Raw genomic sequence first — 21,042 nt, 5'->3', positions numbered from 1 at the left:
CGGGATCGCGCCGCCGCGCCACCATGATTCGCGCAACCGCGGGGCTACGGGATTTCCACCTTCGGCGGCGGATAGCGGCGCGCCAGCGCCGACAGCGGCAGGTGCCGTTCGCCTTCCGGCAGCTCCAGAAAGGCCAGCACTTGTGGCCGCTTCCAGTCACCGATGCCGAAATCCATCGCCGTCCATTTCTGCGGCTCGGGGCCTTCGAGGCCCCGGACCCAGACGAAATAGCGGGGGAGGTCGTCGGCATCCGCTTCCGTCGTGCGTCTCCTGGCCATCGAAACTGCTCACTGCATCACCATTTCGTCGCCATAGGATATAGGTATCGGCTCGCTGAAGTCGAACTCCCGGCTGAGGGTCCTGTGAGGTTGGACCGGTTGGTTAATGTGCAGGTCTGAAGATATGAACGAAGCCACGAGCGATGGCTGGGGTGCCGCCACGGACGTCACGAAAAAGCTGACCGGCTCGTGGTCCTTCGACCGTGTCATCGAAGGCCAGGCTACGATGCAGGGTATCGCGATCTTCACGCCCCTGGACGGGGGGCGGTTGGCCTATCGCGAGCAGGGACATCTGAAGCTCGCGAACGGCGCCATTGTGCAGGCCGAACGCGAATACGTCTTCAGCAACAGCGGCGGAGGATTCAAGGTCTTCTTCAAGGAAGATCCGCCGCGGCTGTTTCACGAGATTTCGCTGTCCCCATCTTCCGGAGGAGAGCTGAGCGGACGTGCGCGCCATCTTTGCAGGCACGACGACTATCAGTCGGCCTACACGTTCCGGCCGGATGGAACGTTCGTCGTCCGTCATGTCGTGTCGGGTCCACGCAAGGACTACACGATGAACACGACCTACACGCGTCTCCCGTGATCAAGCCGGGGCGATGGCGACGGCCGTGCCGTCTCTCACCGCCAGAGCTCACTCTCCGCCACGCGGTTGATGTCGGCGAGCCGGCGGTTGGCGTCGGCGTTCAGGTCGATGCTGGCCACCAGCGTCAGCAGGCGGTGATAGGCGCCGTCGGCGATTTCGACCGGCAGCGGCTCCTCGTCAAAGGCCTCGACATAGCTGCCGACGAGGCCGCTCAACAGGCGGCAAAGACCGCGCTGGGCGGGATCGTCCCGGCCGAGCGTCTCGAGCTTTTGCTGAAATGTCCGGAAGGTGCGCAGGCCGTGGTGCTGTTGCGAAAGCCACGTATGCAGGTCGTTCATGTGAGCTCCTTCGAGTTACAGAAGAAGCTACCGGTTTATACAGGCGGGATGTGACGATTGGAAGGGGAGGGGGTAATTGAGGCAGTCCGTCTTCGGCGGGACAGCCTTCGCTGTTTCGCATGGATAGACTTGCGCCTGGCTCGCCCAGCCGTAGCTGCGAAGCGTGGTGCCCCTGGCCGGAATCGAACCAGCACTCCTTGCGGAACTCGATTTTGAGTCGAGCGCGTCTACCAATTCCGCCACAGGGGCTCCCGGTCGGCCCCTGGAAAAGGGCCTCGCAAAGCGGGCGGACTATAGCCATGGACAGGGCAGGGTCAACCCGCGCCAAAGTGATCCCGGCCGTTCTCGACAGCCGCCTGGGCCGGGGTTAGAGCCTTAAGAAAGCGACCCATCCGAAAGAGGCTGCCGTGACGACCCAGAGTGCCGCAATACCTGCATTCAGGCCGGCTGGGACCGGTCCCGCGCTGACCGCCTCGGTGCTCGTCACGCTGATTGCCGCAGCGACCATCGGCGGCGCCTGGTTCTTCCAGCTCGTGCTGGAGATCCTGCCCTGTCCGCTGTGCCTGGAGCAGCGCTACGCCTATTATCTCGCGATCCCGGTCGGCGTGCTGACGGCGCTTGCGGCACGGAGCGGGGCGCCGCGGCCGCTGCTGCTCGCGGGCCTTGCGATCCTCGCGCTGGCGACACTCGCCAATGCCGGCCTCGGCACCTACCACTCCGGCGTCGAATGGGGGTTCTGGAAGGGCCCGACCGATTGCTCCGGTCCCGTCATCAATCTCGGCAATGCCGCCGACCTGCTGTCCAAGCTCGATACCGTCAAGGTGGTGCGCTGCGACGAGGTGCAGTGGCGTTTCCTCGGCCTCTCGCTCGCCGGCTACAACGTGCTGATCTCGCTGTTGATGGCCGCGATCGCGGCGTGGGGATTTTTGCGGACGGCGAAGCGCGCGTAGCCGCCGTAGGCCGGCGCAGGCGCGCTCCTTGCCCACCATGCTTCCGTGATGTCGGTACAAGAAGCGGTGGGCACGCTTCGCTTTGCCCACCCTACGAGAGCTGTGTCCTGTCAATCATCCACATCGTCCTGCGTGCGGCCGAACAGGTGCACGATGCCCGGGGTCGCGATCGTCACGAACACGAAGCGCGACAAATGATGGGCGCCGACGAAGATCGGGTCGATGTGCAGCGTGAGCGCGAGCGCCAGCATCGCATCCATCGCGCCCGGCGCGAACGCGACGACGACATCCGATAATTTCACCTGCGTAGTGAGCGCGACGATGCCGACGAAGATGGCGGAGACGGCGATGGCCACGGCAAACGAGCCCAGCGCCGCATGGATGTGGCCTGCGAGCGTCTTGATCCGCATCCGCGCGAAACGGCTGCCGATCAGCGCGCCGATGCCGATCAGCGCCACGCCGCGCACCCAGTTCGGCAGGCCGCCCTCGACCCAGTCTGCGCCATGCAGCACGCTCGAGGCGATCATCGCGCCGAACATCCAGCTCGCTGGAAACTTGATCAGCCGCAGCAGGAGCGCCGCGGCCAGCGAAGCCGCGACCAGCTCCACGAGTTCGAGCGGCGAGGCGATCGTCGTCGTCAGCGACGGCGCGACGGAGGGCGCCACGCCCGCGAACGCGAGCACCATCGGCAGCGCCGCGGTGAGGATGATGACGCGCATGGTCTGCACCACCGCGATGCCGGGCAGGTCGGCGCCGCGCTCGACCGCCAGGATCGTGATCTGCGACAGCGCGCCGGGGCTGCCGGCGAGAAAGGCCGACGTGCGGTCCCAGCCATGGATGCGCTGGAGGTAGTAGCTCGAGCCGAAGGTCGAGCAGAAGGTCGCGAGCGCAAGCAGGCCGATGGTGAGGGGATAGGCGCTGACCTGTTGCAGCAGGTGGCGCGAGACCACCGAGCCCAGCGAGATGCCGAGCAGCACCAGCACCGTCTGGGTCAGGATCGGCGGCAGCGCCAGCTGGCGGCCGGCGATCGCGGCGATCCCGACCGCGATCATCGAGCCCGAGATCAGTCCCCCGGGAAGTCCGGCGACCAGAAACACGAGGCCGCCGACGGTGCCGATGACAAGCGTCTCCACCGTGCTCAAGATCTTGGCACGGCTTGGCCATTCGAACGGCAGGGAGGCGGTGATTTGCTTCACGCCACCTTATCGCAAATCAGCGAGAGGCACACAATTGCAGCCTCGTCATGCCGCAATGCGCGCGCCTCTCACGGACGCTCGCGAGCCGTAGTGTGACGGATTTACTTCTTGTCGGCAGCGGCGGGCGCGGCGGTGCCGGCCTTTGCTTCCTTCATGCACTCACGGCGAAATTTTTTGCGCTCCTTGCCCTTCAGTGCCTTGGCGTCCGCTTGCTTGGAGCATTCGAGCGACTCCGCCGAGCGCTCCTTCGGCGCCTTCTTGTCGGCGGGAGCGGCGGCAGTTGTGGTCTTGGCGTCGGTCTTGGCAGCCGGCGCGGCGGTCTGCGCGAAGGCGGTGCCAGTGGCGAGCAGGGAGGTCAGGGCGACGATGGCGAGGCGAGACGTGAAGGTCATGGTGGTGCACTCTTGCGAGATTGCGGAGGGTTGGGAACGTCGGCTCGCCTTGCTGAACGCGACATGAATAATCCGAGCCGGGGGGATCACTATATTTTGGCGGCAGGCGCCATCGCTTCCTTGTCGCGGCCGGGCGGCACGCTAGGATAGCAATCCTCGTTTCGCTTCCGTCGGGGAAGACCAAGGAGGAGGACCAAGGATGACCATTCAATCAAAATTGCTGTGTGCGGTTGCATTGACGGGCTTTGCCGCGCTGGTCGCGAGCGCGCCGGCGCAGGCGCTGACCTCGCAGGAGTGCAGCGCGAAATACCAGGCCGCCAAGAAGGACGGCTCGCTCGGCACCATGAAGTGGAATGACTTCCGCAAGGCCCAGTGCGGTGCGGATGCGACGCCTGCCGCGGCGCCGACCGCGGCCGCTCCTGCGGCGCCGGCCGAGCCGAAGCAGGCGAAGAAGGAGGCGGCCCCGGCTGCCGCGCCAACCCTGCCGGCCGGACCTGCGATCTATCCGAACGCCGTCGATCCGAAATACGCCAAGGAGACCGCCGGCAAGGCGCGCCTCCACACCTGCGTCGACCAGTACAATGCCAACAAGACCACCAACGGCAATGGCGGCATGAAGTGGATCGAGAAGGGCGGCGGCTACTACAGCGAGTGCAACAAGAAGCTGAAGGGCGCCGCCTGAGCTTCGAGATGATGCGATGGCCGGAGCAATGCTCCGGCCATTTCGCTAGTCGAGCAGCTTCTCGGCCGACTTCGCCACGAGCTGCGATCGTTTGCGCGGACCGCGCTCGACGAACAGCAAGCTCTGGCCGAAGATGAAGCAATAGAACAGGAAGGCCTGCGCCTCGGCCGCCTCGGCCTCGAGGCCGGTCGCACGATAGAGCTCGGCGACGTGCTTGAGCCGCGCCGCGTCCACGCTCGCGACCGCCGCGGCGGCGTTTTCGTCCGAGCGGGCCCATTGCCGGATCGCGAGCTCGATCGCCATGCCCTCCGGATTGAGCCGCTCGGAATAGAGCTGGATCACCGCCTTCAGCCGTTCGCGGGGTTCTTGCCCATCGAGGCTTGTCTGCTGCGCGATCGACGCCGCACGTCCCTCGCGCCAGCGTTCCAGCATGGCATCGAGCAGCGCGGCACGGTCGGCGAAGCGGCGGTAGAAGCCGCCCTTGGTGACGCCGAGATTCTTGGCCAGCACCTCGACCCGCACCCCCTCGACCCCCGAGCGGGCGAGCTCGGTAAACCCTGCCTCGACCCAGACATCGCCCTTGCCGTCGTTCATGAAGGAAGCCTCACCGGTTCTTGATACGGTGCCGTATTGCTAACGCGAGCAGGCGCTGATACGCTACCGTATCAATGATCAAAAGGCGGAAAAACGGCGGGAGGAATTGCGATGCAGGAGGCGACCTATCGCGGCACGGTGTATCCGTGGCAATGCGATCACGTCGGCCACATGAACATCATGTGGTATGTCGGCAAGTTCGACGAGGCCAACTGGAATCTGTTCGCCCGCCTCGGGCTGACGCCGAGCTATCTGCGCTCTTCCGGCCGCGGCATGGCCGCCGTGCAGCAGAACATCACCTACAGGCGGGAGCTGCTCGCCGGCGACATCGTCGAGATCCGCAGCCATTTGCTGGAGGTCCGCGACAAGTCGATCCGCTTCCGGCACGACATGACCAATGCCGAAACCGGCGAGATCGCCGCGTTCTGCGAGATCACCGGCGTCCACATGGACCGCAGCCAGCGGAAGTCGGCGCCGTTTACGGATGCGATCCGCGCGGTCGCTCTGCAGCATCTTGCTGAGCCGGCCGAGGCCTGAGCCATGGCCGCTTTCGAGCCGAAAAATCCGGGCTATCGCGCTGCCGCCATTGCCATGTTCGACGGCCAGCCGGCGATGCGCACGCTCGGCATCGTGATCGTCCGCCTCGCGCCGGGCGAGGTCGAACTGGCCATGCTGCATTCGGCGGCCTTCACGCAGCAGAACGGTTTCGTCCATGCCGGCATCATCACGGCAGGCCTCGACAATGCCTGCGGCGTCGCCGCCTTCACTCTGATGCCGCGCGAGGCCGACATCCTGACCGTCGAGTTCAAGACCACGCTGTTGGCACCCGCCCGCGGCACGCGCTTCGTCTTCAAGGCCGAGGTGGTCAAGCCCGGCCGCACGCTGACCTTCTGCGAGGCCAGGGCCTTTGCCGAGCACGAGGGCAACACCACGCCGATCGCCACCATGACCGCGACGCTGATGGCGATGCTGCCCCGCGCGGCGGCTTCGCCAGCGCCGGCCGCGATCCGCGCATAGCATGGCGATGACATCGCGCCCGCAACGCTCTATATGACGCGTAACAGTTCCCGGTCGCGAACCGTATTTGCAGCGATGGGACCGAAACGGGGCGAGATATGGCTGGATTCAGGAACAAGGGCCTCGTGGCGACGCGGCGTGCGGCGCTGACGCTGATCGGGGCGGGTGCCCTTGCGGCAGGTCGGATCACCTCTGCGCGCGCGGCCGCCGCCGATGACGAGGTGCTGACCGAAGCCAAGGTGCTGCGCGACCCCGATGTTCCCGTGGCCGGTAATCCCGACGGCAACATCAGCATCATCGAATGGTCCGACTACAATTGTCCCTATTGCCGCAAGCTCGAGCCGGAGCTGCGCCAGGTCGTCCAGGACGACGGCAAGGTGAGGCTGGTGATGAAGGATTGGCCGATCCTCGGGCCGATCTCGGTCACCGCGGCGCGGATCGCGCTCGCGGCAAAATTCCAGGGCAAGTACCATCAGGCGCATGACGCCATGATGGGTGTCAGCTCGCGCCTGACAGAGCCGCGCATCAACGAGCTGCTCGCGGCCGCCGGCGTCGACATGGACCGCCTGAAGCGCGATCTCACCGACCGCGCCAAGGACATCGACGCCGTCCTCAAGCGCAACAACGAGCAGGCCGAAGCCTTCGGCTTCAGCGGCACCCCCTCCTTCATCGTCGGCAAGTACCGCGTGCCGGGCGTGCTCAGCATGACCGAGTTCGAGCAGGTCATCGCCGATGCCCGCAAGGCCAAGATGAACTGACGCGAGCAGCATCGATCGCCTACAACACAAAGGCGCCGCCGCGGTCCCGCGACGGCGCCTCGTTCGTGATACGGCGTCGTTACTTCGACGAGATGCGGACCCAGTCCTTATGCGCGCGATCGCGCAGCGCATCCCAATCGGCCTTGGCGACGTCCCAGTTCACGATGGTGCGATTGGTCGTCGCGACCTCGCCATTGGCAACCGACGACGTCTGCATGGAGTCATAGACGTATACGCCGCAACCGAGCAGCAGCGCGCCCAAAATCATTCCGAAAAAAGTCTGCATCTGCGAATCTCCGGTGACGGGCGATAACGTCGGCCCGGAGTGATGGTTCCGCGGCAGTACGGCGCAGATAAGGACGACCCGTTCATCCGCCGTTCAGCCACTCCAGCAGCTCTGCGTTGATCTCGCGCGGATAGGTGTGGCTGAGGTCGTCGATCTCGCGATAGGTGACATCGGCGCCGGCGGCGGAGAGGGCCGCCTGCGTCTGGCGCGCGGTCTGTACCGGAAACATCCAGTCGAGCTTGCCGTGGGTGACGAAGATCGGCAGTCCCTGCAGGCGCACGGCGTCCGCCATCTCCGCCATCAGCGGATGGAACGTCGCCGACACCGGCGCGAGATGCGTGAAGGGCGATGCGCCGTCGAGCCCGGTGACGTAGCAGAAGGTGCCGCCGTCACTCATGCCGCTCAGCAGCAGGCGCGAGCCGTCGATGGTCCAGCGGCTGCGTACGGTGTCGAGAATGCGCATGAGATTCGGCGTGTCGCTATCGTCGCCCATCAGCGCCCATGTCGGGCCGGTCGCGGTCGGCGCCACCAGGATCGCGCCAAGGCTGCGGGCATCGCGCAGCCAGCTCCAGAGAAAACCGCGGCCGTTGCCGCTGCCGCCATGCAGCGCCATCACCAGTGGCATGGCGCGCTCCGGCGAGTAATATTCTGGCACATAGACCGAGAAGCCGCCGCGGCTGCCGGGCTCGTTGTGGTCGTGGAAGATGCCGGTGTGTTCGCCCGCGCCGGCTTCCAGCCGCGTCAACAGATCGTCATTCTCGCGATTGGCGGCGTTGAGGAAGAAGCTGCTCACCGGCGGAAACTGGGTCGACAGCGGGTACAGCGCCTCCTGCGCACGAGGCAGATGGCGCAGCGCGCGGAAGACTGCGACGAGATCGCCATTGCCGCGCTCGACCTCGCGTATGCCGGCAAAGGCGGCGAGCGTCTCGTTGCAGGCGCGGTCGAGCCGCTCGCGCAGGCCGGTGAACTGCTCGGGCCAGGCGCCGATCGCAGCGTGCGCCGCCTGCAGCGCCGCGTCGGGCGTGCCGATCGCATTCATCACCGAGGCAAAGGCCGGCGGATGCAGATGCCGGGTGAAGAAGCCGAGTGCATCCAGCGCGTTCAGCAGCGGCGGCAGCACGGTCACGATGTCGTCAACGACGGCCTCGCTCATCGCCACTTTCCTTGCTTGATGTCGGTTCGATCTCGTCAGTGCAGCTTCGGCGCCTTCAAGAGCTTGAAGCGGTCGGTCGACGTCACCGTGACGTCGAAGGTGACGCCTTCATGATGCACGGTCAGCGGCACGTCGACGCCGGCGGCGCCGAGCGACCACATCTTCTTGTAGAAGGCGGTCTGGCTAGTCACCTCCTGGCCGTCCACCGCAAGGATGACATCGCCGGTCTTCAGCTCCGCGCGCGCGGCCGGGCCGTTGGTGGAGATCCCGATCACCACCAGGCGGTTGTCGATTTCGGTCGAATAGAGCCCGAGCCAGGGGCGCGACGGCTTATTGACGCGGCCGAATTTGCGCAGATCGTCGAGCACCGGCTTCAACAGGTCGATCGGCACGATCATGTTGACGTGCTCGGCCTTGCCGTCGCGTTCGCGCTCGAGCTGCAGCGAGCCGATGCCGATCAGCTCCCCGCGCTCGTTGAGCAGCGCTGTGCCGCCCCAGTTCGGATGCGCGGGATAGGTGAAGACCGCCTCGTCCAGCAGATATTCCCAGTAGCCGGCGAATTCCTGCTTGGCCACGACCTGGCTCGCGACCGATCCGGTGCGGCCGCCGGCGCCGCCGACCACGACACGGTCGCCGACCCTTGTTTTCGCCGAGTTGCCGAGCGGCAAGGGTTCGACGTCGAGGTGACCGAGCGCCTGCACGAGGCCGAAGCCGCTGACGGAATCGAAGCCGAGCGCATGCCCCTCGACGACGCGCCCGTCGGCGAGATGCAGCCACACCGATTCCGCCTCGGTAATGAGATAGCCGATGGTCAGCACCAGCCCGTTGTCGATCACGACGCCGTTGCCGGCGCGTTCGGTGCCCAGCGTTTCGGCACTGAAGGCGTCGGGCGGGATGATGGCGTGCAGGCCGACGACGGACGCGAGCGAGCGGTCGAGATCGAAACCGTAATCGCTCGCGCGCGGCTGATTGGCCGACGGCACTCTCCATTCGGTCAGGGCGGGCATGGAGTTCTCCTGGCTGAGAGCATTGCTCCGCCTTGCCGGCGGAACGACGCGCGAAGCACTCATAATTTAGGCTGGAGGAGGCCGTCTTGAAAGCCTCGTTCCCAACTATTCCGGAGATTGCCGCGTGAAATCTTCGACAGGCACAGGACGCCCGCACAGGTGGCAAGCGGCCGCGCGATCCAGCACCGGCCGCATGGCTGCTGTCCCGCGACGTGCTAGGCGGGGTGCTATGAAGCTGCTAACCGTTGCCGCTTCGTTTCACCAAGAGATCACGGACCGAAGCATGGATAACCGCAGCGACATCTGGCGTGGCGTCGACACGATCAAGGCGCGTTTCATCGACCTCAGCGACAGGGTCTGGGGCATGCCCGAGGTGTGCTACACCGAGGCGCGGTCCGCCGCCGAGCATCTCGCCGAGCTGCGCCACCAGGGTTTCCGCATCACCGAGAACGTCGCGGGCATCCCGACCGCGGTGATGGGCGAGTGGGGTGAGGGCGGTCCGGTCATTGCCTTCATGGGTGAATATGACGCGTTGCCGGGCCTCAGCCAGGAGGCCGGCGTCGCCGAGCACCGTCCGGTCGAGACCGGCGGCCACGGTCATGGTTGCGGCCACAATCTGCTTGGTTCCGCGGCGCTGCTCGCCGCGACCGCGATGAAGGACTGGCTCGCCGAGAACAAGGTGCCCGGCCGCGTGCGCTATTACGGCTGCCCGGCCGAAGAGGGCGGCGCAGCCAAGGCCTTCATGGTGCGCTCGGGCGCGTTCGAAGGCGCCGACATCGCCATCACCTGGCATCCGCACAGCTTCTGGGAGGTCGCGGTGACGCCGTCGCTCGCCAATACGCGCGCGGATTTCATCTTCACCGGCCGCACCTCGCATGCGGCGGCCTCGCCGCATCTCGGCCGCTCCGCGCTCGACGCGGTGGAGCTGATGAATGTCGGCGTGAACTACATGCGCGAGCACATGCCGAGCGACGCGCGCGTGCATTACGCCCTACTCGACACCGGCGGCATCGCCCCGAACGTGGTGCAGGCGCATGCGCGCGTGCGCTATTCGATCCGCGCTCGCGATCTGCCCGGCATGAACGAGCTGGTCGGACGCGTCAGCAAGATCGCCGAAGGCGCGGCGTTGATGACCGAGACCAAGGTCGAGATGAAGATCATCTCCGCGGTCTCCAACATCCTGCCGAATACGCCGCTGGAGCAGGCGCTGCACCGGGTGATGGAAGAGTTGGGGCCGCCGCATTTCGACGACGCCGACAAGGGCTTTGCCAGCCAGATCCGCGCCACGCTGAGCGACAAGGACATCGCGTCGGTCTATTACGCGATCGGCATGGAGCCGACCGATCGGCCGCTGGCCGACTTCCTGGTGCCGCTCGATGCCAAGCGCAACCCGCTGGTCGGCTCGACCGACGTCGGCGACGTGAGCTGGGTGGTGCCGACCGTGCAGGTTCACGCACCCACGGTTGCAATCGGCACGCCGTTCCACACCTGGCAGGTGGTGGCGCAGGGCAAGAGCGGACACGCTCACAAGGCCATGGTGCAGGCGGCCAAGGCGATGGCCGGGATCGGCATCAAGGCGTTGATGGATCCGGAGCTGATCAAGGCCGCGAAAGCGGACTTGCAGAAGCGGACCGCCAAGACACCTTACGTCTGTCCGCTGCCGGACCACGTCGCTCCGCCGCTGACGATGTCCGTGGCGTAGAATTGCGCCTCGATACTTCGTCTGATGCCGCGAACAAATTTTCCGCAGTGCAGCGCGGATTCCGGCGCGATTTAGCGCCGGATTGCCGAACGCTTGGGCTGCGGAACAGGGTTTTGCCCAACAGACAGCCAGAACACCGTTTGCATACGCATGGTCGCAGTTGACGCGCGGCCTATTCGGTGTGCCATCTACCGCCAGCAAAAACCCGGTGGCCGCAGTGCGGCTACCTGCATCCATACGGGAACCAGACGGGGGACAACCATGCTGGATAAAGAACTGCGTTCGATGATCGGTGACGTGAAGGATGGGCGGATGGATCGCCGTTCCTTCATCAAGCGTATGGCCGCGGTCGGCCTGACCGCCCCCCTCGCCAACCAGATCCTCGCGCTCGGCGGCGTCGCCATGGCGGAAGGCGCCTCGACCTACAAGCCGACCAAGCGCGGCGGCGGCGGTGCGTTGAAGCTACTGTGGTGGCAGGGTCCGACCCTGCTCAATCCGCATTTCGCCACCGGCACCAAGGACCAGGACGGCGCGCGCCTGTTCTACGAGCCCCTGGCCTGTTGGGATCCCGACGGCAACATGAAGCTGGTTCTGGCGGCCGAAATTCCCTCGATCCAGAACGGTGGCCTTGCAGCCGACGGCAAGTCGGTGACCTGGAAGCTCAAACCCGGCGTCAAATGGCATGACGGCGCGCCGTTCACGGCCGCCGACGTCGTGTTCAACTGGGAATATGCCAAGGATCCGGCGACCTCCGCCCTGACGATCGCGACGCTCCGCGACATCACAGTCGAGAAGGTGGATGATCTCACGGTTCGCATCCTCTTTAACAAGCCGACGCCGTTCTGGGCCGACGCCTTCGTCGGGGCGCCCAACACCATCATCCCGAAACATCTGTTCAAGGACTATATGGGGTCCAAATCGCGGGAGGCGCCGACCAACCTCTCGCCGGTCGGCACCGGCCCCTACAAGTTCGTCGAGTTCAAGCCGGGCGATCTCGTCCGTGGCGTGATCAATCCCGACTATCACATGGCGAACCGCCCCTATTTCGATTCGATCGAGATGAAGGGTGGCGGCGATGCGGTCTCTGCCGCGCGCGCGGTGATCCAGACCGGCGAGTATGACTTCGGATGGAACATCCAGGTCGAGGACGACGTGCTGCTGCGCCTGGAGAAGGGCGGCAAGGGAAAGACCGTCTACGCGGTCGGCGGAGACACCGAGTTCATCGCACTGAACTTCACCGATCCCAACACCGAGGTCGACGGCGAACGCTCGTCGATGAAGACCAAGCATCCGCTGTTTTCCGATCCGGCGGTGCGCAAGGCACTCTCGCTGCTGATCGATCGTGAGTCGGTCAAGAAGGCGATCTACGGCCGCGCCGGGCGCACCACTGCCAACTTCCTCAACGGGCCGGAAAAATTCGTGTCCAAGAACACCTCGTGGGAGTTCAGCGTTGAGAAGGCCTCGAAGGTCCTCGACGAGGCCGGCTGGAAGCCGGGCGCCGACGGCATCCGCGAGAAGGACGGGAAGAAGCTGAAGCTCGTCTACCAGACCTCGATCAACGGCCCGCGCCAGAAGACACAGGCGATCGTCAAGCAGGCCTGCCAGAAGGCGGGGATCGACGTCGAGCTGAAATCGGTCGTCGCTTCCGTGTTCTTTTCCTCCGACGTCGGCAATCCCGACACCTATTCCAAGTTCTACGCCGACATGGAGATGTTCCAGATCCCGCTGAGCCAGCCCGATCCGTCGCAGCACATGCGTCGCTACCTCTCGAACCTCGTCGCCACAAAGGAGAACAAGTGGCAGGGCACCAACTTCCCGCGCTGGGTCAACAAGGAGTACGATGAGACCATCCAGGCCGCGGACGGCGAGATGGATCCGGTCAAGCGCGCGGCGCTCTACATCAAGGCCAATGACCTCATGTACCAGGACACCGTGTTCATCCCGGTGCAGCACCGCCTGAAGGTCGAGGCGGCCGCCAACAATCTGCGGCCGGTCGTTTCCGGCTGGGCCAACGAGACCGACAATCTGTTCGACTGGTACCGGGAGGAATGATCACGCAGGCCTAAACCGGGATCGTCCTTTATGAGTCAGTATGTCCTGCGTCGTCTGCTGATCGCCGTTCCGAGTCTGCTTGGCATCTCCCTGGTGCTGTTCGTCGTGCTTGCCCTGGCACCCGGCGATCCCTTCTCGGAACTGGCGACCAATCCGAACGTGCCGCCCGAAGTCGCTCTCGCGCTTCGGGCGAAGTTCGGCCTCGACGATCCGATCTACCTCCGTTACCTGCACTGGCTCAACGCCATGCTGCACGGCGACTGGGGTTTCTCCTTCGTCAGCCGGATGAATGTCGACACGCTGATCCTCCAGCGTCTGCCGGCGACGCTCTACGTGATCGGTTCGGCGCAGATTCTGGCGCTCCTGATCGCGATCCCGGTCGGGGTCTATGCGGCGACAAAGCCCTATTCGCTGTTCGACCAGATCGCCAATACGCTCGCCTTCATCGGCTTCTCGCTGCCGACCTTCTTCACCGGCATCCTGTTCATCCTGATCTTCTCGGTCACGCTGGACTGGCTGCCTTTCGTCTATACGACCGACATCAAGGGCACCGGCATCCACTGGGTGCTGGAGATGATCCGGCAGGCGATCATGCCGGTGGCGGTGCTCGGTCTGTTTCAGGCGGCGTCGATGACGCGTTTCGTTCGCTCGGCAATGCTCGACGTGATCCGGCTCGACTATGTCACCACGGCGCGCGCCAAGGGCCTCGGACAGGCCAAGGTCATCGTCAAGCACGTGATGCGCAACGCCATGATCCCGGTCGTCACCCTGATTGCGTTGCAGATGCCGGCCGTGTTCGGCGGCGCCATCGTCACCGAGCAGATCTTCCGCATCCCCGGCATCGGCTCGCTGCTGATCTCCTCTATCCTTTCCAACGACACGCCGGTGGTGATGGCCGTTACCTTCGTCTTCGCGTGCCTCGTCGTGCTGTTCAATCTCATCGCGGACGTCCTTTATGGCTGGCTTGACCCTCGCATCTCCCTCCGCTGAGCGGCGCGTCTACTCGCCCTGGCGCGAGATGTGGCGGCGCTACAGTCGCCACAAGCTCGCCGTGGTGAGTGCGTTTCTGCTCCTCATTCTGATCCTGGCGGTGGTGGCCGGCCCCTTCGTCTGGCGGGTCAAGATCGACGACATCGATATCGTGGCGGGCATGCAGGGGCCGTCGCTCGCCCATCCGTTCGGCACCGACGATCTCGGGCAGGACATCCTGGCCCGCATGATCTATGGCGGCCGCATCTCGCTTGCGGTCGGCCTTGCCGCGATGCTGGTCTCGGTCTTCATCGGTGTCCTGATCGGCGCGCTCGCCGGCATGTCGCGCGGCGCGCTCGGTCACGGCCTGATGTGGCTCACCGATCTCTTCCTGTCCCTGCCGCAACTGCCGCTGCTGCTGCTGCTGATCTATCTCTTCCGCGACGGGCTGAAGCAGATGTTCGGTCCCGAGGGCGGCATCTTCATCCTGATCGTGCTCGTGATCGGCGGCTTGCGCTGGATGCCGGTCGCGCGGCTGGTGCGCGCTCAGTTCCTGTCGATCCGCGAGAAGGAGTTCGTCGAGGCCGCCCGCGCGCTCGGCGCAAGTCCGGTGCGCCAGGTGGTGCGGCACATCCTGCCCAATGCGCTCGGTCCGGTGATCATCGCCGGCACCATCGACGTCGCTGCCGCCATCATCGCGGAATCGACGCTGTCCTTCCTCGGCCTTGGCTTTCCGCCGGACACGCCCACCTGGGGCCGGCTCTTGTATGACGCCAAGGATTTCCTCGACATCGGCCCGCATTGGGCGCTGTTTCCGGGTGGCGCGATCTTCATCGCGGTGGTCGCCATCAACTTCATCGGCGACGGCCTGCGTGACGCGCTCGATGCGCGGCGGGTGATCTGATGGCGCCGCTGCTGGAAATCAAAGGGCTGAAAACCCACTTCTCGACCGACGACGGCATCCTGCAGGCCGTCGACGGTGTCGACATCTCCATCAACAAGGGCGAGACGCTCTGTGTCGTCGGCGAATCCGGCTGCGGCAAGACCGTGACAGCGATGTCGATCCTGAAGCTGATCGCCATGCCGCCCGGCCGCATCGCGGCGGGCCAGATCATCTTCGAGGGCCGCGATCTCGTGCCGCTGACGAGCCGTCAGCTCGACGAGATCAGGGCCAAGGAGATCGGCTTCATCTTCCAGGAGCCGATGACGTCGCTCAATCCGGTGCTCACCATCGGCGAGCAGATCGCCGAGAGCCTGCGCCGCCATGAAGCGGTGACGAAGAAGCAGGCGCTCGAGCGCACCATCGAGATGCTGAAGCTGGTGCAGATCCCCAACGCCGAAGGCCGCGTGCACAATTATCCGCACCAGTTCTCAGGCGGCATGCGTCAGCGCGTGATGATCGCGATGGCGCTCGCCTGCAGGCCGAAGCTGATCATCGCCGACGAGCCCACCACCGCGCTCGACGTCACCATCCAGGCGCAGATCCTCGACCTCCTGCAGGACATGAAGGAGCGCTTCGGCATGGCGGTGATGCTGATCACCCACGCCATGGGCGTCGTCGCCGAGACCGCGCAGCGCGTCGTCGTGATGTATGCCGGCAAGGTGGTGGAGGAAGCGCTCGTCGACGACCTCTTCGGCAATCCGGGCCACCCCTACACCCAGGGACTGATCCGCTCGATCCCGCGCATCGATCTCGACAGCGAGCACAAGACAAGGCTCGAAGCGATCGGCGGCTCGGTGCCGATCCTGATCAATCCGCCGGTCGGTTGCCGCTTCGCCCCGCGCTGCAAGTTTGCCATGAACGTCTGCACCGAGAAGGAGCCGCTGCTGCGCGAGATCGCGCCCGGCCATCGCATGGCTTGTCACCTCGGAGATACGCAGTTGGGAGGCACGGCATGACCGAGCCCTTGCTCCGCGTCAGCGGCCTGAAGAAATATTTCCCCGTGCTCGGCGGCCTGCTGTCGCGCCAGGTCGGCAGCGTCTATGCGGTCGACGGGGTCTCGTTCTCGGTCAACCGCGGCGAGACGCTCGGCCTCGTCGGCGAATCCGGCTGCGGCAAGTCCACCACCGGCCGCTGCGTGCTGCGCCTGATCGAGCCGACCGACGGCGAGGTCGTGTTCGACGGCCGGGACGTGCGCCAGCTCAGCGGCAATGATCTGCGCGCGATGCGGCGAAACATGCAGCTGGTGTTCCAGGATCCATTCGCCTCGCTCAATCCGCGCATGACGGTCGGTGCGATCCTCGGCGAGGCCTTCACCATCCACAATCTCACGTCCTCGGCCAAGGAGCGCGAGGAGCGCGTCGCGGGCCTCTTGGTGAAAGTCGGACTCAAGGCCGAGCACATGCGTCGCTATCCGCATGAGTTCTCCGGCGGCCAACGCCAGCGCATCGTGATCGCGCGCGCGCTCGCGGTCGAGCCGAAGCTGATCGTCTGCGACGAGCCGGTGTCCGCCCTCGACGTGTCGATCCAGGCGCAGGTGATCAATCTGCTGGAGGATCTCCAGGCCGAGCTGAACCTCACCTATCTGTTCGTCGCGCACGACCTGTCGGTGGTCGAGCACATTTCCGACCGCGTCGCCGTGATGTATCTCGGCCGCATCGTCGAGCTGGCGAAAGCGAGCGATCTCTACCGCAATCCGCAGCATCCCTACACCAGGGCACTGTTGTCAGCGGTGCCGGTGCCCGATCCCAAGCTCAAGCGCGAACGCATTCGCCTCAAGGGCGACGTGCCGAGCCCGATGAAGCCGCCATCCGGCTGCCACTTCCACACCCGCTGTCCGATCGCCCAGCCACGCTGCGCGGAAAGCGCGCCTGTGTTGAAGGAAGGGGCGGGCGGCCACTTCGTGGCGTGCCATTTGGCGTAATGGTGCAGCGCGCCAAGCGCAGCAGGCGCCTTTACGCTGCCGCTTAATTTAATCCGACAGGCGGGGAATAATTCGAACAGGCGAGTTGGCGGCGTCCTGCACGCCCGCCGCGTCGTAGCGTCGCATCGTCAGGAACTTTCTTGCCAAAGTCCGGCGCAAGTCCTTGTCTTCTCCTTACAAAAAAAGGGGCGATCCGTCACGGATCGCGCTGAGGGAGGACATCATGACGAAGACGAGCAAGGGCGGCGCGTCGACGCGTCGCCGTTTTCTCAGGACGGCCGCAGCAGGGGCGGCCGCCACTGTCGCCGCGCCAACCATCGCGCTGGCGCAGGGGCCGATCAGCATGCGTTGGCAGAGCACCTGGCCGGCCAAGGACATCTTCCACGAATACGCGCTCGACTATGCCAAGAAGGTCAACGACATGACCGGCGGCGACCTCAAGATCGAGGTGCTTCCCGCCGGCGCTGTGGTGCCGGCCTTCGGCCTGCTGGATGCGGTGTCGAAGGGCACGCTCGACGGCGGGCACGGCGTGCTCGCCTATCACTATGGCAAGCAGAACGCGCTGGCGCTGTGGGGCTCGGGTCCGGGCTATGCCATGGATGCCAACATGCTGCTCGCCTGGCACCGCTACGGCGGCGGCAAGGAGCTCCTCGAGAAGCTCTACGCCTCGATCGGTGCCAACGTCGTCTCGTTCCCATATGGGCCGATGCCGACCCAGCCGCTCGGCTGGTACAAGAAGCCGATGACCAAGGTGGAGGATTTCCAGGGCCTGAAATTCCGCACCGTCGGCATCTCCATCGACGTGTTCACTGGCCTCGGCGCAGCGGTCAACGCGTTGCCGGGTGGTGAGATCGTTTCGGCGATGGACCGTGGCCTCCTGGATGCGGCCGAATTCAACAACGCCACATCCGATCGCGTCCTCGGCTTCCCGGATGTTTCCAAGATCTGCATGCTCCAGAGCTACCACCAGAACGCCGAGCAGTTCGAGATCTTGTTCAACAAGACCAAGTTCGACGCGCTGCCGGAGAAGATGAGGGCGATCATCGCCAATGCTGTCGACGCGGCCGGCCAGGACATGGCCTGGAAGGCGATCGACCGCTACTCCAGGGACTACGAGGAGCTGCAGACCAAGGACAAGGTCAAGTTCTACAAGACGCCGGACACGATCCTCCAGAAGCAGTTGGAGGTGTTCGACCAGGTGGCCGAGAAGAAGTCGGCAGAGAACCCGCTGTTCAAGGAGATCATCGAATCGCAACTGGCCTTCGCCAAGCGGGCGACGCAGTGGGAGCAGGATACGGTGGTCAGCCGCCGGATGGCCTATACCCACTATTTTGGTCCGAACGCCAAGAAGAAGAGCTAGCCGGCTCATCGCGCGATCGAAGCGTCATCCGGGACCGCAACCCGGATGGCGCTTGTCTTGTCTCTAGACAACAGCGACACTAGGATTGGCGGTGGCAACGCACATGAATGCGCAGCGCTTTCTGTACACCATTGACGCGATCAGCACGTGGACCGGCAAGATCGCGGCCTGGCTGGTCGTGGGCCTGATGGCCCTGGTCTGCGCCGAGGTCTTCAAGCGCTACATCCTCAACATGCCGACCGCCTGGATCTTCGACGCCTCGAACATGCTGTATGGCACCCTGTTCATGGTCGCGGGCGCCTATACGCTGGCCCAGAACGCCCATGTTCGCGGCGACTTCCTCTACTCTTCGATGCGGCCGCGCACCCAGGCGAGCCTCGACCTCGTGCTGTACTTCGCGTTCTTCCTGCCCGGCATCGCCGCGCTGGTCTATGCGGGATGGGACTATGCGCTGGATTCCTGGCGCATCAACGAGCATTCCAATGTCACCGCCGAAGGGCCGCCGGTCTACCACTTCAAGTTCATGATTCCGCTCGCGGGCGCTCTGGTGCTGCTGCAGGGGGCAGCCGAAATCGCCCGCTGCGTACTCTGTCTCAAGACGGGGACCTGGCCGAGCCGGCTCGCCGATGTCTCCGAAATCGACGTCATCGAGGAGCAGCTTGCGCACAGCGAACATGTCGACGAAGAGGCGCGGAAGGCAGCGATCGCACGCGCACAGGACATCGAGGAAAGCGCGCGGCAGCGCGGCATGGGCGGAGACCTGCAGGGATGATCAGCGATCCGGCACTCGGACTCTTGATGCTCGCCCTCATCGTGGTCGTGATCATGATGGGCTTTCCGACCGCCTTCACCTTGATGGGGCTCGGCATGTTCTTCGGCTTCTTCGCCTATCACCGGGCGGGCGAAGCCTGGGGCGACAACCACATCTTCGACCTGATGGTTCAGCGCACCTATGGTGCGATGACCAACGACGTCCTGATCTCGATCCCTCTGTTCGTGCTGATGGGCTACGTCATGGAGCGCGGCGCGCTGGTCGACAAGATGTTCTACTCGATCCAGCTCGCCTTCCGCCGCGTGCCTGCCTCGCTCGCGGTGGCGACGCTGATTGTCTGCACGTTCTGGGGCATCGCAAGCGGGCTCGTCGGCGCGGTCGTGGTATTGATGGGCGTCATCGCCTTCAATCCGATGCTGAAGGCCGGCTATGACGTCAAGCTCGCCTCCGGCGTCATCACCGCCGGCGGCACGCTCGGCATCCTGATTCCGCCCTCGGTGATGATCATCGTCTACGCGGCCGTGGCCGGACAGTCGGTGGTGAAGCTCTACGCGGCGGCGATGTTTCCTGGCTTCTTCCTGGCCTTCCTCTATCTCGTCTACATCGTCGGCTGGGCACTCCTCAATCCGAAGATTGCGCCGAAGCTTCCCGAAAGCGAAGTCAAGGTTCCGGTCCGTCCGTGGATCGTCACGCTGCAGCAAGCCTATTCGCGCAAAGTGCTGCCGGCGCTCGTTGCGGCGCTGCTGGCGCCTGCCAGGATCGTCAATGCCGGCGTCGATGGCGCCCGCGTCACCTATTTGACGCTGGTGAGGAGCCTCGGCTATGCGCTGGTGCCGCTGGTCCTCACGCTCGCAACGCTCTGGGCCGCCTGGTGGTATGTCGTGATCCACCAGCAGGCTGACATTCAAACGCCGGTCGCGGCCGCAACGCAGCAACAGCCGCGCGCAGAGGAGACGCTCCAGCCGCTCGGCGCGGGCGCCCAGGAGCAGGAGAGCGCCGAAGAAAAGCTCGAGGAGCTCGGTGGCGCCGCCAGCCGGTCGGAGAGGGCCACGACGAACGAGCCCGAGGTGCTCCAGCAAATGGGCAGTGCCGAGCTGCGGGGCAAGACCACGGCCGCGCCCGCGGAGTCCGGACCGCCGCCCGAGTTCTATACTTACTTTGCCGTCGTCGCCGGTATCTGTGCGCTCATGCTCCTCTATTATTACTGGACCATGGAGGCCGAGCAGTTCGAGGTGCTGCGGCTCCTGGTCATGTCCGTGATGCCCCTCGGCATCCTGACGGTGGTTGTGCTCGCCGTGATCCTGTTCGGCATCACCACCGCGACGGAATCGGCGGCAGTGGGTGCGGCCGGCGCCTTCCTGCTCGCGTTCCAGGCCAGGACGCTGGACTGGAAGCGCACCAAGGAGGCGGTGTTCCTGACCGCCAAGACCACCTCGATGGTGTGCTGGCTTTTCGTGGGCTCGGCGCTGTTCTCGGCGGTGTTCGCGATCCTCGGCGGCCAGGCGCTACTCGAAAGATGGGTGCTCTCGCTCAACATGTCGCCGGTCCAGTTCATGATCCTGTCGCAGGCGATCATCTTCCTGCTCGGCTGGCCGTTGGAATGGACCGAGATCATCGTGATCTTCGTGCCGATCTTCCTGCCGATGCTGAAGCACTTCAACATCGATCCGATCCTGTGGGGCGTGCTGGTCTTCGTCAACCTCCAGGCCGCATTCCTGTCGCCGCCCGTGGCGATGTCGGCCTTCTATCTGAAGGGCGTGGCGCCAAAGCACGTCACGCTCAACCAGATCTTCTCCGGCATGATGCCCTACATGCTGATCGTGATCCTCTGCATGGTGTTCATGTACATCTGGCCCGGCCTGACGCTGTGGCTGCCGAACTATCTGTATGGAAGTTGAGCATCGGGCCGCCCCTTGGGCAAAGGAGTGGGCGGAATAACTCATTTCGGACTGTGAACCATCTTACACCACATGCCTCCGATGGTGTTAGAATGGCCAAGCTTCTTGCTTGAAGGAGGCCCCAATGCTGACACCCTTCAACGGGTCGTACTGGGAACAGAGCGCCCGTGACTGGAAGATGAGGCTTG

The 21,042-nt window shown here is 64.7% G+C and carries 23 protein-coding genes and 1 tRNA gene; 15 read left to right on the top strand and 9 right to left on the bottom strand.

The genetic code is table 11. From position 1 onward, the window contains the following. Positions 1-44: 44 nt before the first annotated feature. On the bottom strand, positions 45-278 hold the full coding sequence (locus AB7008_RS45585) for a hypothetical protein (protein ID WP_014491560.1): 234 nt from the start codon (positions 276-278) through the stop codon (positions 45-47). Positions 279-402: 124 nt separating this feature from the next. Here AB7008_RS45585 and AB7008_RS45580 point away from each other — a divergent pair, with 124 nt between their 5' ends. Next, positions 403-864: a DUF6314 family protein gene (locus AB7008_RS45580; protein WP_304491740.1), complete on the top strand. Its 462-nt coding sequence runs from the start codon at positions 403-405 to the stop codon at positions 862-864. 35 nt (positions 865-899) lie between these two features. Here the strand turns inward: AB7008_RS45580 and AB7008_RS45575 are convergent, their stop codons facing one another. Together AB7008_RS45575 and AB7008_RS45570 are read right to left on the bottom strand one after the other, a co-directional pair. Further along, positions 900-1,202: a hypothetical protein gene (locus AB7008_RS45575; RefSeq protein WP_014491563.1), complete on the bottom strand. Its 303-nt coding sequence runs from the start codon at positions 1,200-1,202 to the stop codon at positions 900-902. A 164-nt stretch (positions 1,203-1,366) separates the two neighbouring features. Next, positions 1,367-1,451, bottom strand: a tRNA-Leu gene (locus tag AB7008_RS45570). Between the two features lie 158 nt (positions 1,452-1,609). On the opposite strand from AB7008_RS45570, the gene AB7008_RS45565 reads away from it, so the two are divergent. Then, positions 1,610-2,152: a disulfide bond formation protein B gene (locus AB7008_RS45565; protein WP_028159198.1), complete on the top strand. Its 543-nt coding sequence runs from the start codon at positions 1,610-1,612 to the stop codon at positions 2,150-2,152. 110 nt (positions 2,153-2,262) lie between these two features. On the opposite strand, the gene AB7008_RS45560 is transcribed toward AB7008_RS45565, so the two are convergent. Beyond that, positions 2,263-3,348 (bottom strand): AbrB family transcriptional regulator, encoded by a 1,086-nt coding sequence (locus AB7008_RS45560; RefSeq protein ID WP_248880266.1) that lies wholly within the window; start codon positions 3,346-3,348, stop codon positions 2,263-2,265. 101 nt (positions 3,349-3,449) lie between these two features. Further along, entirely contained in the window at positions 3,450-3,740 is a 291-nt protein-coding gene (locus AB7008_RS45555) for a PsiF family protein (protein ID WP_248880265.1), read from the bottom strand. Positions 3,741-3,939: 199 nt separating this feature from the next. Between AB7008_RS45555 and AB7008_RS45550 the strand changes: the two genes are divergently transcribed. Beyond that, positions 3,940-4,422, top strand: coding sequence for a hypothetical protein (locus tag AB7008_RS45550; protein WP_304491738.1), 483 nt, complete (start codon positions 3,940-3,942; stop codon positions 4,420-4,422). Positions 4,423-4,467: 45 nt separating this feature from the next. On the opposite strand, the gene AB7008_RS45545 is transcribed toward AB7008_RS45550, so the two are convergent. After that, positions 4,468-5,016, bottom strand: a complete 549-nt coding sequence (locus AB7008_RS45545; RefSeq protein ID WP_028159202.1) for a TetR/AcrR family transcriptional regulator — start codon at positions 5,014-5,016, stop codon at positions 4,468-4,470. 111 nt (positions 5,017-5,127) lie between these two features. Between AB7008_RS45545 and AB7008_RS45540 the strand changes: the two genes are divergently transcribed. From AB7008_RS45540 to AB7008_RS45530, 3 genes are all read left to right on the top strand, one after another. Then, positions 5,128-5,553, top strand: coding sequence for an acyl-CoA thioesterase (locus tag AB7008_RS45540; protein WP_041956686.1), 426 nt, complete (start codon positions 5,128-5,130; stop codon positions 5,551-5,553). 3 nt (positions 5,554-5,556) lie between these two features. Further along, on the top strand, positions 5,557-6,033 hold the full coding sequence (locus AB7008_RS45535) for a PaaI family thioesterase (RefSeq protein WP_039154421.1): 477 nt from the start codon (positions 5,557-5,559) through the stop codon (positions 6,031-6,033). Between the two features lie 98 nt (positions 6,034-6,131). Further along, positions 6,132-6,791 (top strand): DsbA family protein, encoded by a 660-nt coding sequence (locus AB7008_RS45530; RefSeq protein ID WP_248880263.1) that lies wholly within the window; start codon positions 6,132-6,134, stop codon positions 6,789-6,791. Between the two features lie 79 nt (positions 6,792-6,870). Here the strand turns inward: AB7008_RS45530 and AB7008_RS45525 are convergent, their stop codons facing one another. The 3 genes from AB7008_RS45525 to AB7008_RS45515 form a co-directional block, all read right to left on the bottom strand. Then, on the bottom strand, positions 6,871-7,077 hold the full coding sequence (locus AB7008_RS45525) for a hypothetical protein (RefSeq protein WP_028159206.1): 207 nt from the start codon (positions 7,075-7,077) through the stop codon (positions 6,871-6,873). Positions 7,078-7,159: 82 nt separating this feature from the next. Further along, positions 7,160-8,230, bottom strand: a complete 1,071-nt coding sequence (locus AB7008_RS45520) for a phospholipase (RefSeq protein WP_441260963.1) — start codon at positions 8,228-8,230, stop codon at positions 7,160-7,162. Between the two features lie 35 nt (positions 8,231-8,265). Next, entirely contained in the window at positions 8,266-9,237 is a 972-nt protein-coding gene (locus AB7008_RS45515) for a S1C family serine protease (protein WP_441260962.1), read from the bottom strand. A 283-nt stretch (positions 9,238-9,520) separates the two neighbouring features. Between AB7008_RS45515 and AB7008_RS45510 the strand changes: the two genes are divergently transcribed. The 9 genes from AB7008_RS45510 (at position 9,521) to AB7008_RS45470 (ending at position 20,854) form a co-directional block, all read left to right on the top strand. Further along, positions 9,521-10,939, top strand: coding sequence for a M20 family metallopeptidase (locus AB7008_RS45510; RefSeq protein WP_014491612.1), 1,419 nt, complete (start codon positions 9,521-9,523; stop codon positions 10,937-10,939). Positions 10,940-11,200: 261 nt separating this feature from the next. Continuing rightward, the gene (locus AB7008_RS45505; RefSeq protein WP_441260961.1) at positions 11,201-12,991 is read left to right on the top strand and encodes a peptide ABC transporter substrate-binding protein; all 1,791 of its coding nucleotides are present in this window, start codon (positions 11,201-11,203) and stop codon (positions 12,989-12,991) included. A gap of 30 nt (positions 12,992-13,021) precedes the next feature. After that, positions 13,022-13,981 carry an ABC transporter permease gene (locus AB7008_RS45500; protein WP_028159210.1) on the top strand — a complete coding sequence of 320 codons (960 nt, stop codon included), beginning with the start codon at positions 13,022-13,024 and terminating at the stop codon, positions 13,979-13,981. Next, positions 13,947-14,864 carry an ABC transporter permease gene (locus AB7008_RS45495; protein WP_014491615.1) on the top strand — a complete coding sequence of 306 codons (918 nt, stop codon included), beginning with the start codon at positions 13,947-13,949 and terminating at the stop codon, positions 14,862-14,864. The genes AB7008_RS45500 and AB7008_RS45495 overlap by 35 nt, the downstream gene beginning before the upstream one ends. Further along, entirely contained in the window at positions 14,864-15,859 is a 996-nt protein-coding gene (locus AB7008_RS45490) for an ABC transporter ATP-binding protein (RefSeq protein WP_014491616.1), read from the top strand. Before AB7008_RS45495 ends, AB7008_RS45490 begins: the two co-directional genes overlap by 1 nt. Then, the gene (locus tag AB7008_RS45485; protein ID WP_441260960.1) at positions 15,856-16,824 is read left to right on the top strand and encodes an ABC transporter ATP-binding protein; all 969 of its coding nucleotides are present in this window, start codon (positions 15,856-15,858) and stop codon (positions 16,822-16,824) included. The genes AB7008_RS45490 and AB7008_RS45485 overlap by 4 nt, the downstream gene beginning before the upstream one ends. A 223-nt stretch (positions 16,825-17,047) precedes the next feature. After that, positions 17,048-18,184 (top strand): TRAP transporter substrate-binding protein, encoded by a 1,137-nt coding sequence (locus AB7008_RS45480; RefSeq protein WP_038958273.1) that lies wholly within the window; start codon positions 17,048-17,050, stop codon positions 18,182-18,184. Between the two features lie 103 nt (positions 18,185-18,287). Next, positions 18,288-18,956, top strand: coding sequence for a TRAP transporter small permease subunit (locus AB7008_RS45475; protein ID WP_028159213.1), 669 nt, complete (start codon positions 18,288-18,290; stop codon positions 18,954-18,956). Next, positions 18,956-20,854: a TRAP transporter large permease gene (locus AB7008_RS45470; protein ID WP_441261289.1), complete on the top strand. Its 1,899-nt coding sequence runs from the start codon at positions 18,956-18,958 to the stop codon at positions 20,852-20,854. The genes AB7008_RS45475 and AB7008_RS45470 overlap by 1 nt, the downstream gene beginning before the upstream one ends. The last annotated feature ends 188 nt before the right edge of the window (positions 20,855-21,042 follow it).

Source organism: Bradyrhizobium sp. 521_C7_N1_3 (genome assembly GCF_052075975.1).
Classification (GTDB): Bacteria; Pseudomonadota; Alphaproteobacteria; order Rhizobiales; family Xanthobacteraceae; genus Bradyrhizobium; species Bradyrhizobium japonicum.
This window is presented reverse-complemented; position numbering and strand designations above follow the sequence as displayed.

Coding starts and splice junctions, on each gene's coding strand:
- AB7008_RS45585 (WP_014491560.1), bottom strand. CDS start 278: ATGGCCAGGAGACGCACGACGGAAGCGGATGCCGACGACCTCCCCCGC.
- AB7008_RS45580 (WP_304491740.1), top strand. CDS start 403: ATGAACGAAGCCACGAGCGATGGCTGGGGTGCCGCCACGGACGTCACG.
- AB7008_RS45575 (WP_014491563.1), bottom strand. CDS start 1,202: ATGAACGACCTGCATACGTGGCTTTCGCAACAGCACCACGGCCTGCGC.
- AB7008_RS45555 (WP_248880265.1), bottom strand. CDS start 3,740: ATGACCTTCACGTCTCGCCTCGCCATCGTCGCCCTGACCTCCCTGCTC.
- AB7008_RS45550 (WP_304491738.1), top strand. CDS start 3,940: ATGACCATTCAATCAAAATTGCTGTGTGCGGTTGCATTGACGGGCTTT.
- AB7008_RS45545 (WP_028159202.1), bottom strand. CDS start 5,016: ATGAACGACGGCAAGGGCGATGTCTGGGTCGAGGCAGGGTTTACCGAG.
- AB7008_RS45540 (WP_041956686.1), top strand. CDS start 5,128: ATGCAGGAGGCGACCTATCGCGGCACGGTGTATCCGTGGCAATGCGAT.
- AB7008_RS45535 (WP_039154421.1), top strand. CDS start 5,557: ATGGCCGCTTTCGAGCCGAAAAATCCGGGCTATCGCGCTGCCGCCATT.
- AB7008_RS45530 (WP_248880263.1), top strand. CDS start 6,132: ATGGCTGGATTCAGGAACAAGGGCCTCGTGGCGACGCGGCGTGCGGCG.
- AB7008_RS45525 (WP_028159206.1), bottom strand. CDS start 7,077: ATGCAGACTTTTTTCGGAATGATTTTGGGCGCGCTGCTGCTCGGTTGC.
- AB7008_RS45520 (WP_441260963.1), bottom strand. CDS start 8,230: ATGAGCGAGGCCGTCGTTGACGACATCGTGACCGTGCTGCCGCCGCTG.
- AB7008_RS45515 (WP_441260962.1), bottom strand. CDS start 9,237: ATGCCCGCCCTGACCGAATGGAGAGTGCCGTCGGCCAATCAGCCGCGC.
- AB7008_RS45510 (WP_014491612.1), top strand. CDS start 9,521: ATGGATAACCGCAGCGACATCTGGCGTGGCGTCGACACGATCAAGGCG.
- AB7008_RS45505 (WP_441260961.1), top strand. CDS start 11,201: ATGCTGGATAAAGAACTGCGTTCGATGATCGGTGACGTGAAGGATGGG.
- AB7008_RS45500 (WP_028159210.1), top strand. CDS start 13,022: ATGAGTCAGTATGTCCTGCGTCGTCTGCTGATCGCCGTTCCGAGTCTG.
- AB7008_RS45495 (WP_014491615.1), top strand. CDS start 13,947: ATGGCTGGCTTGACCCTCGCATCTCCCTCCGCTGAGCGGCGCGTCTAC.
- AB7008_RS45490 (WP_014491616.1), top strand. CDS start 14,864: ATGGCGCCGCTGCTGGAAATCAAAGGGCTGAAAACCCACTTCTCGACC.
- AB7008_RS45485 (WP_441260960.1), top strand. CDS start 15,856: ATGACCGAGCCCTTGCTCCGCGTCAGCGGCCTGAAGAAATATTTCCCC.
- AB7008_RS45480 (WP_038958273.1), top strand. CDS start 17,048: ATGACGAAGACGAGCAAGGGCGGCGCGTCGACGCGTCGCCGTTTTCTC.
- AB7008_RS45475 (WP_028159213.1), top strand. CDS start 18,288: ATGAATGCGCAGCGCTTTCTGTACACCATTGACGCGATCAGCACGTGG.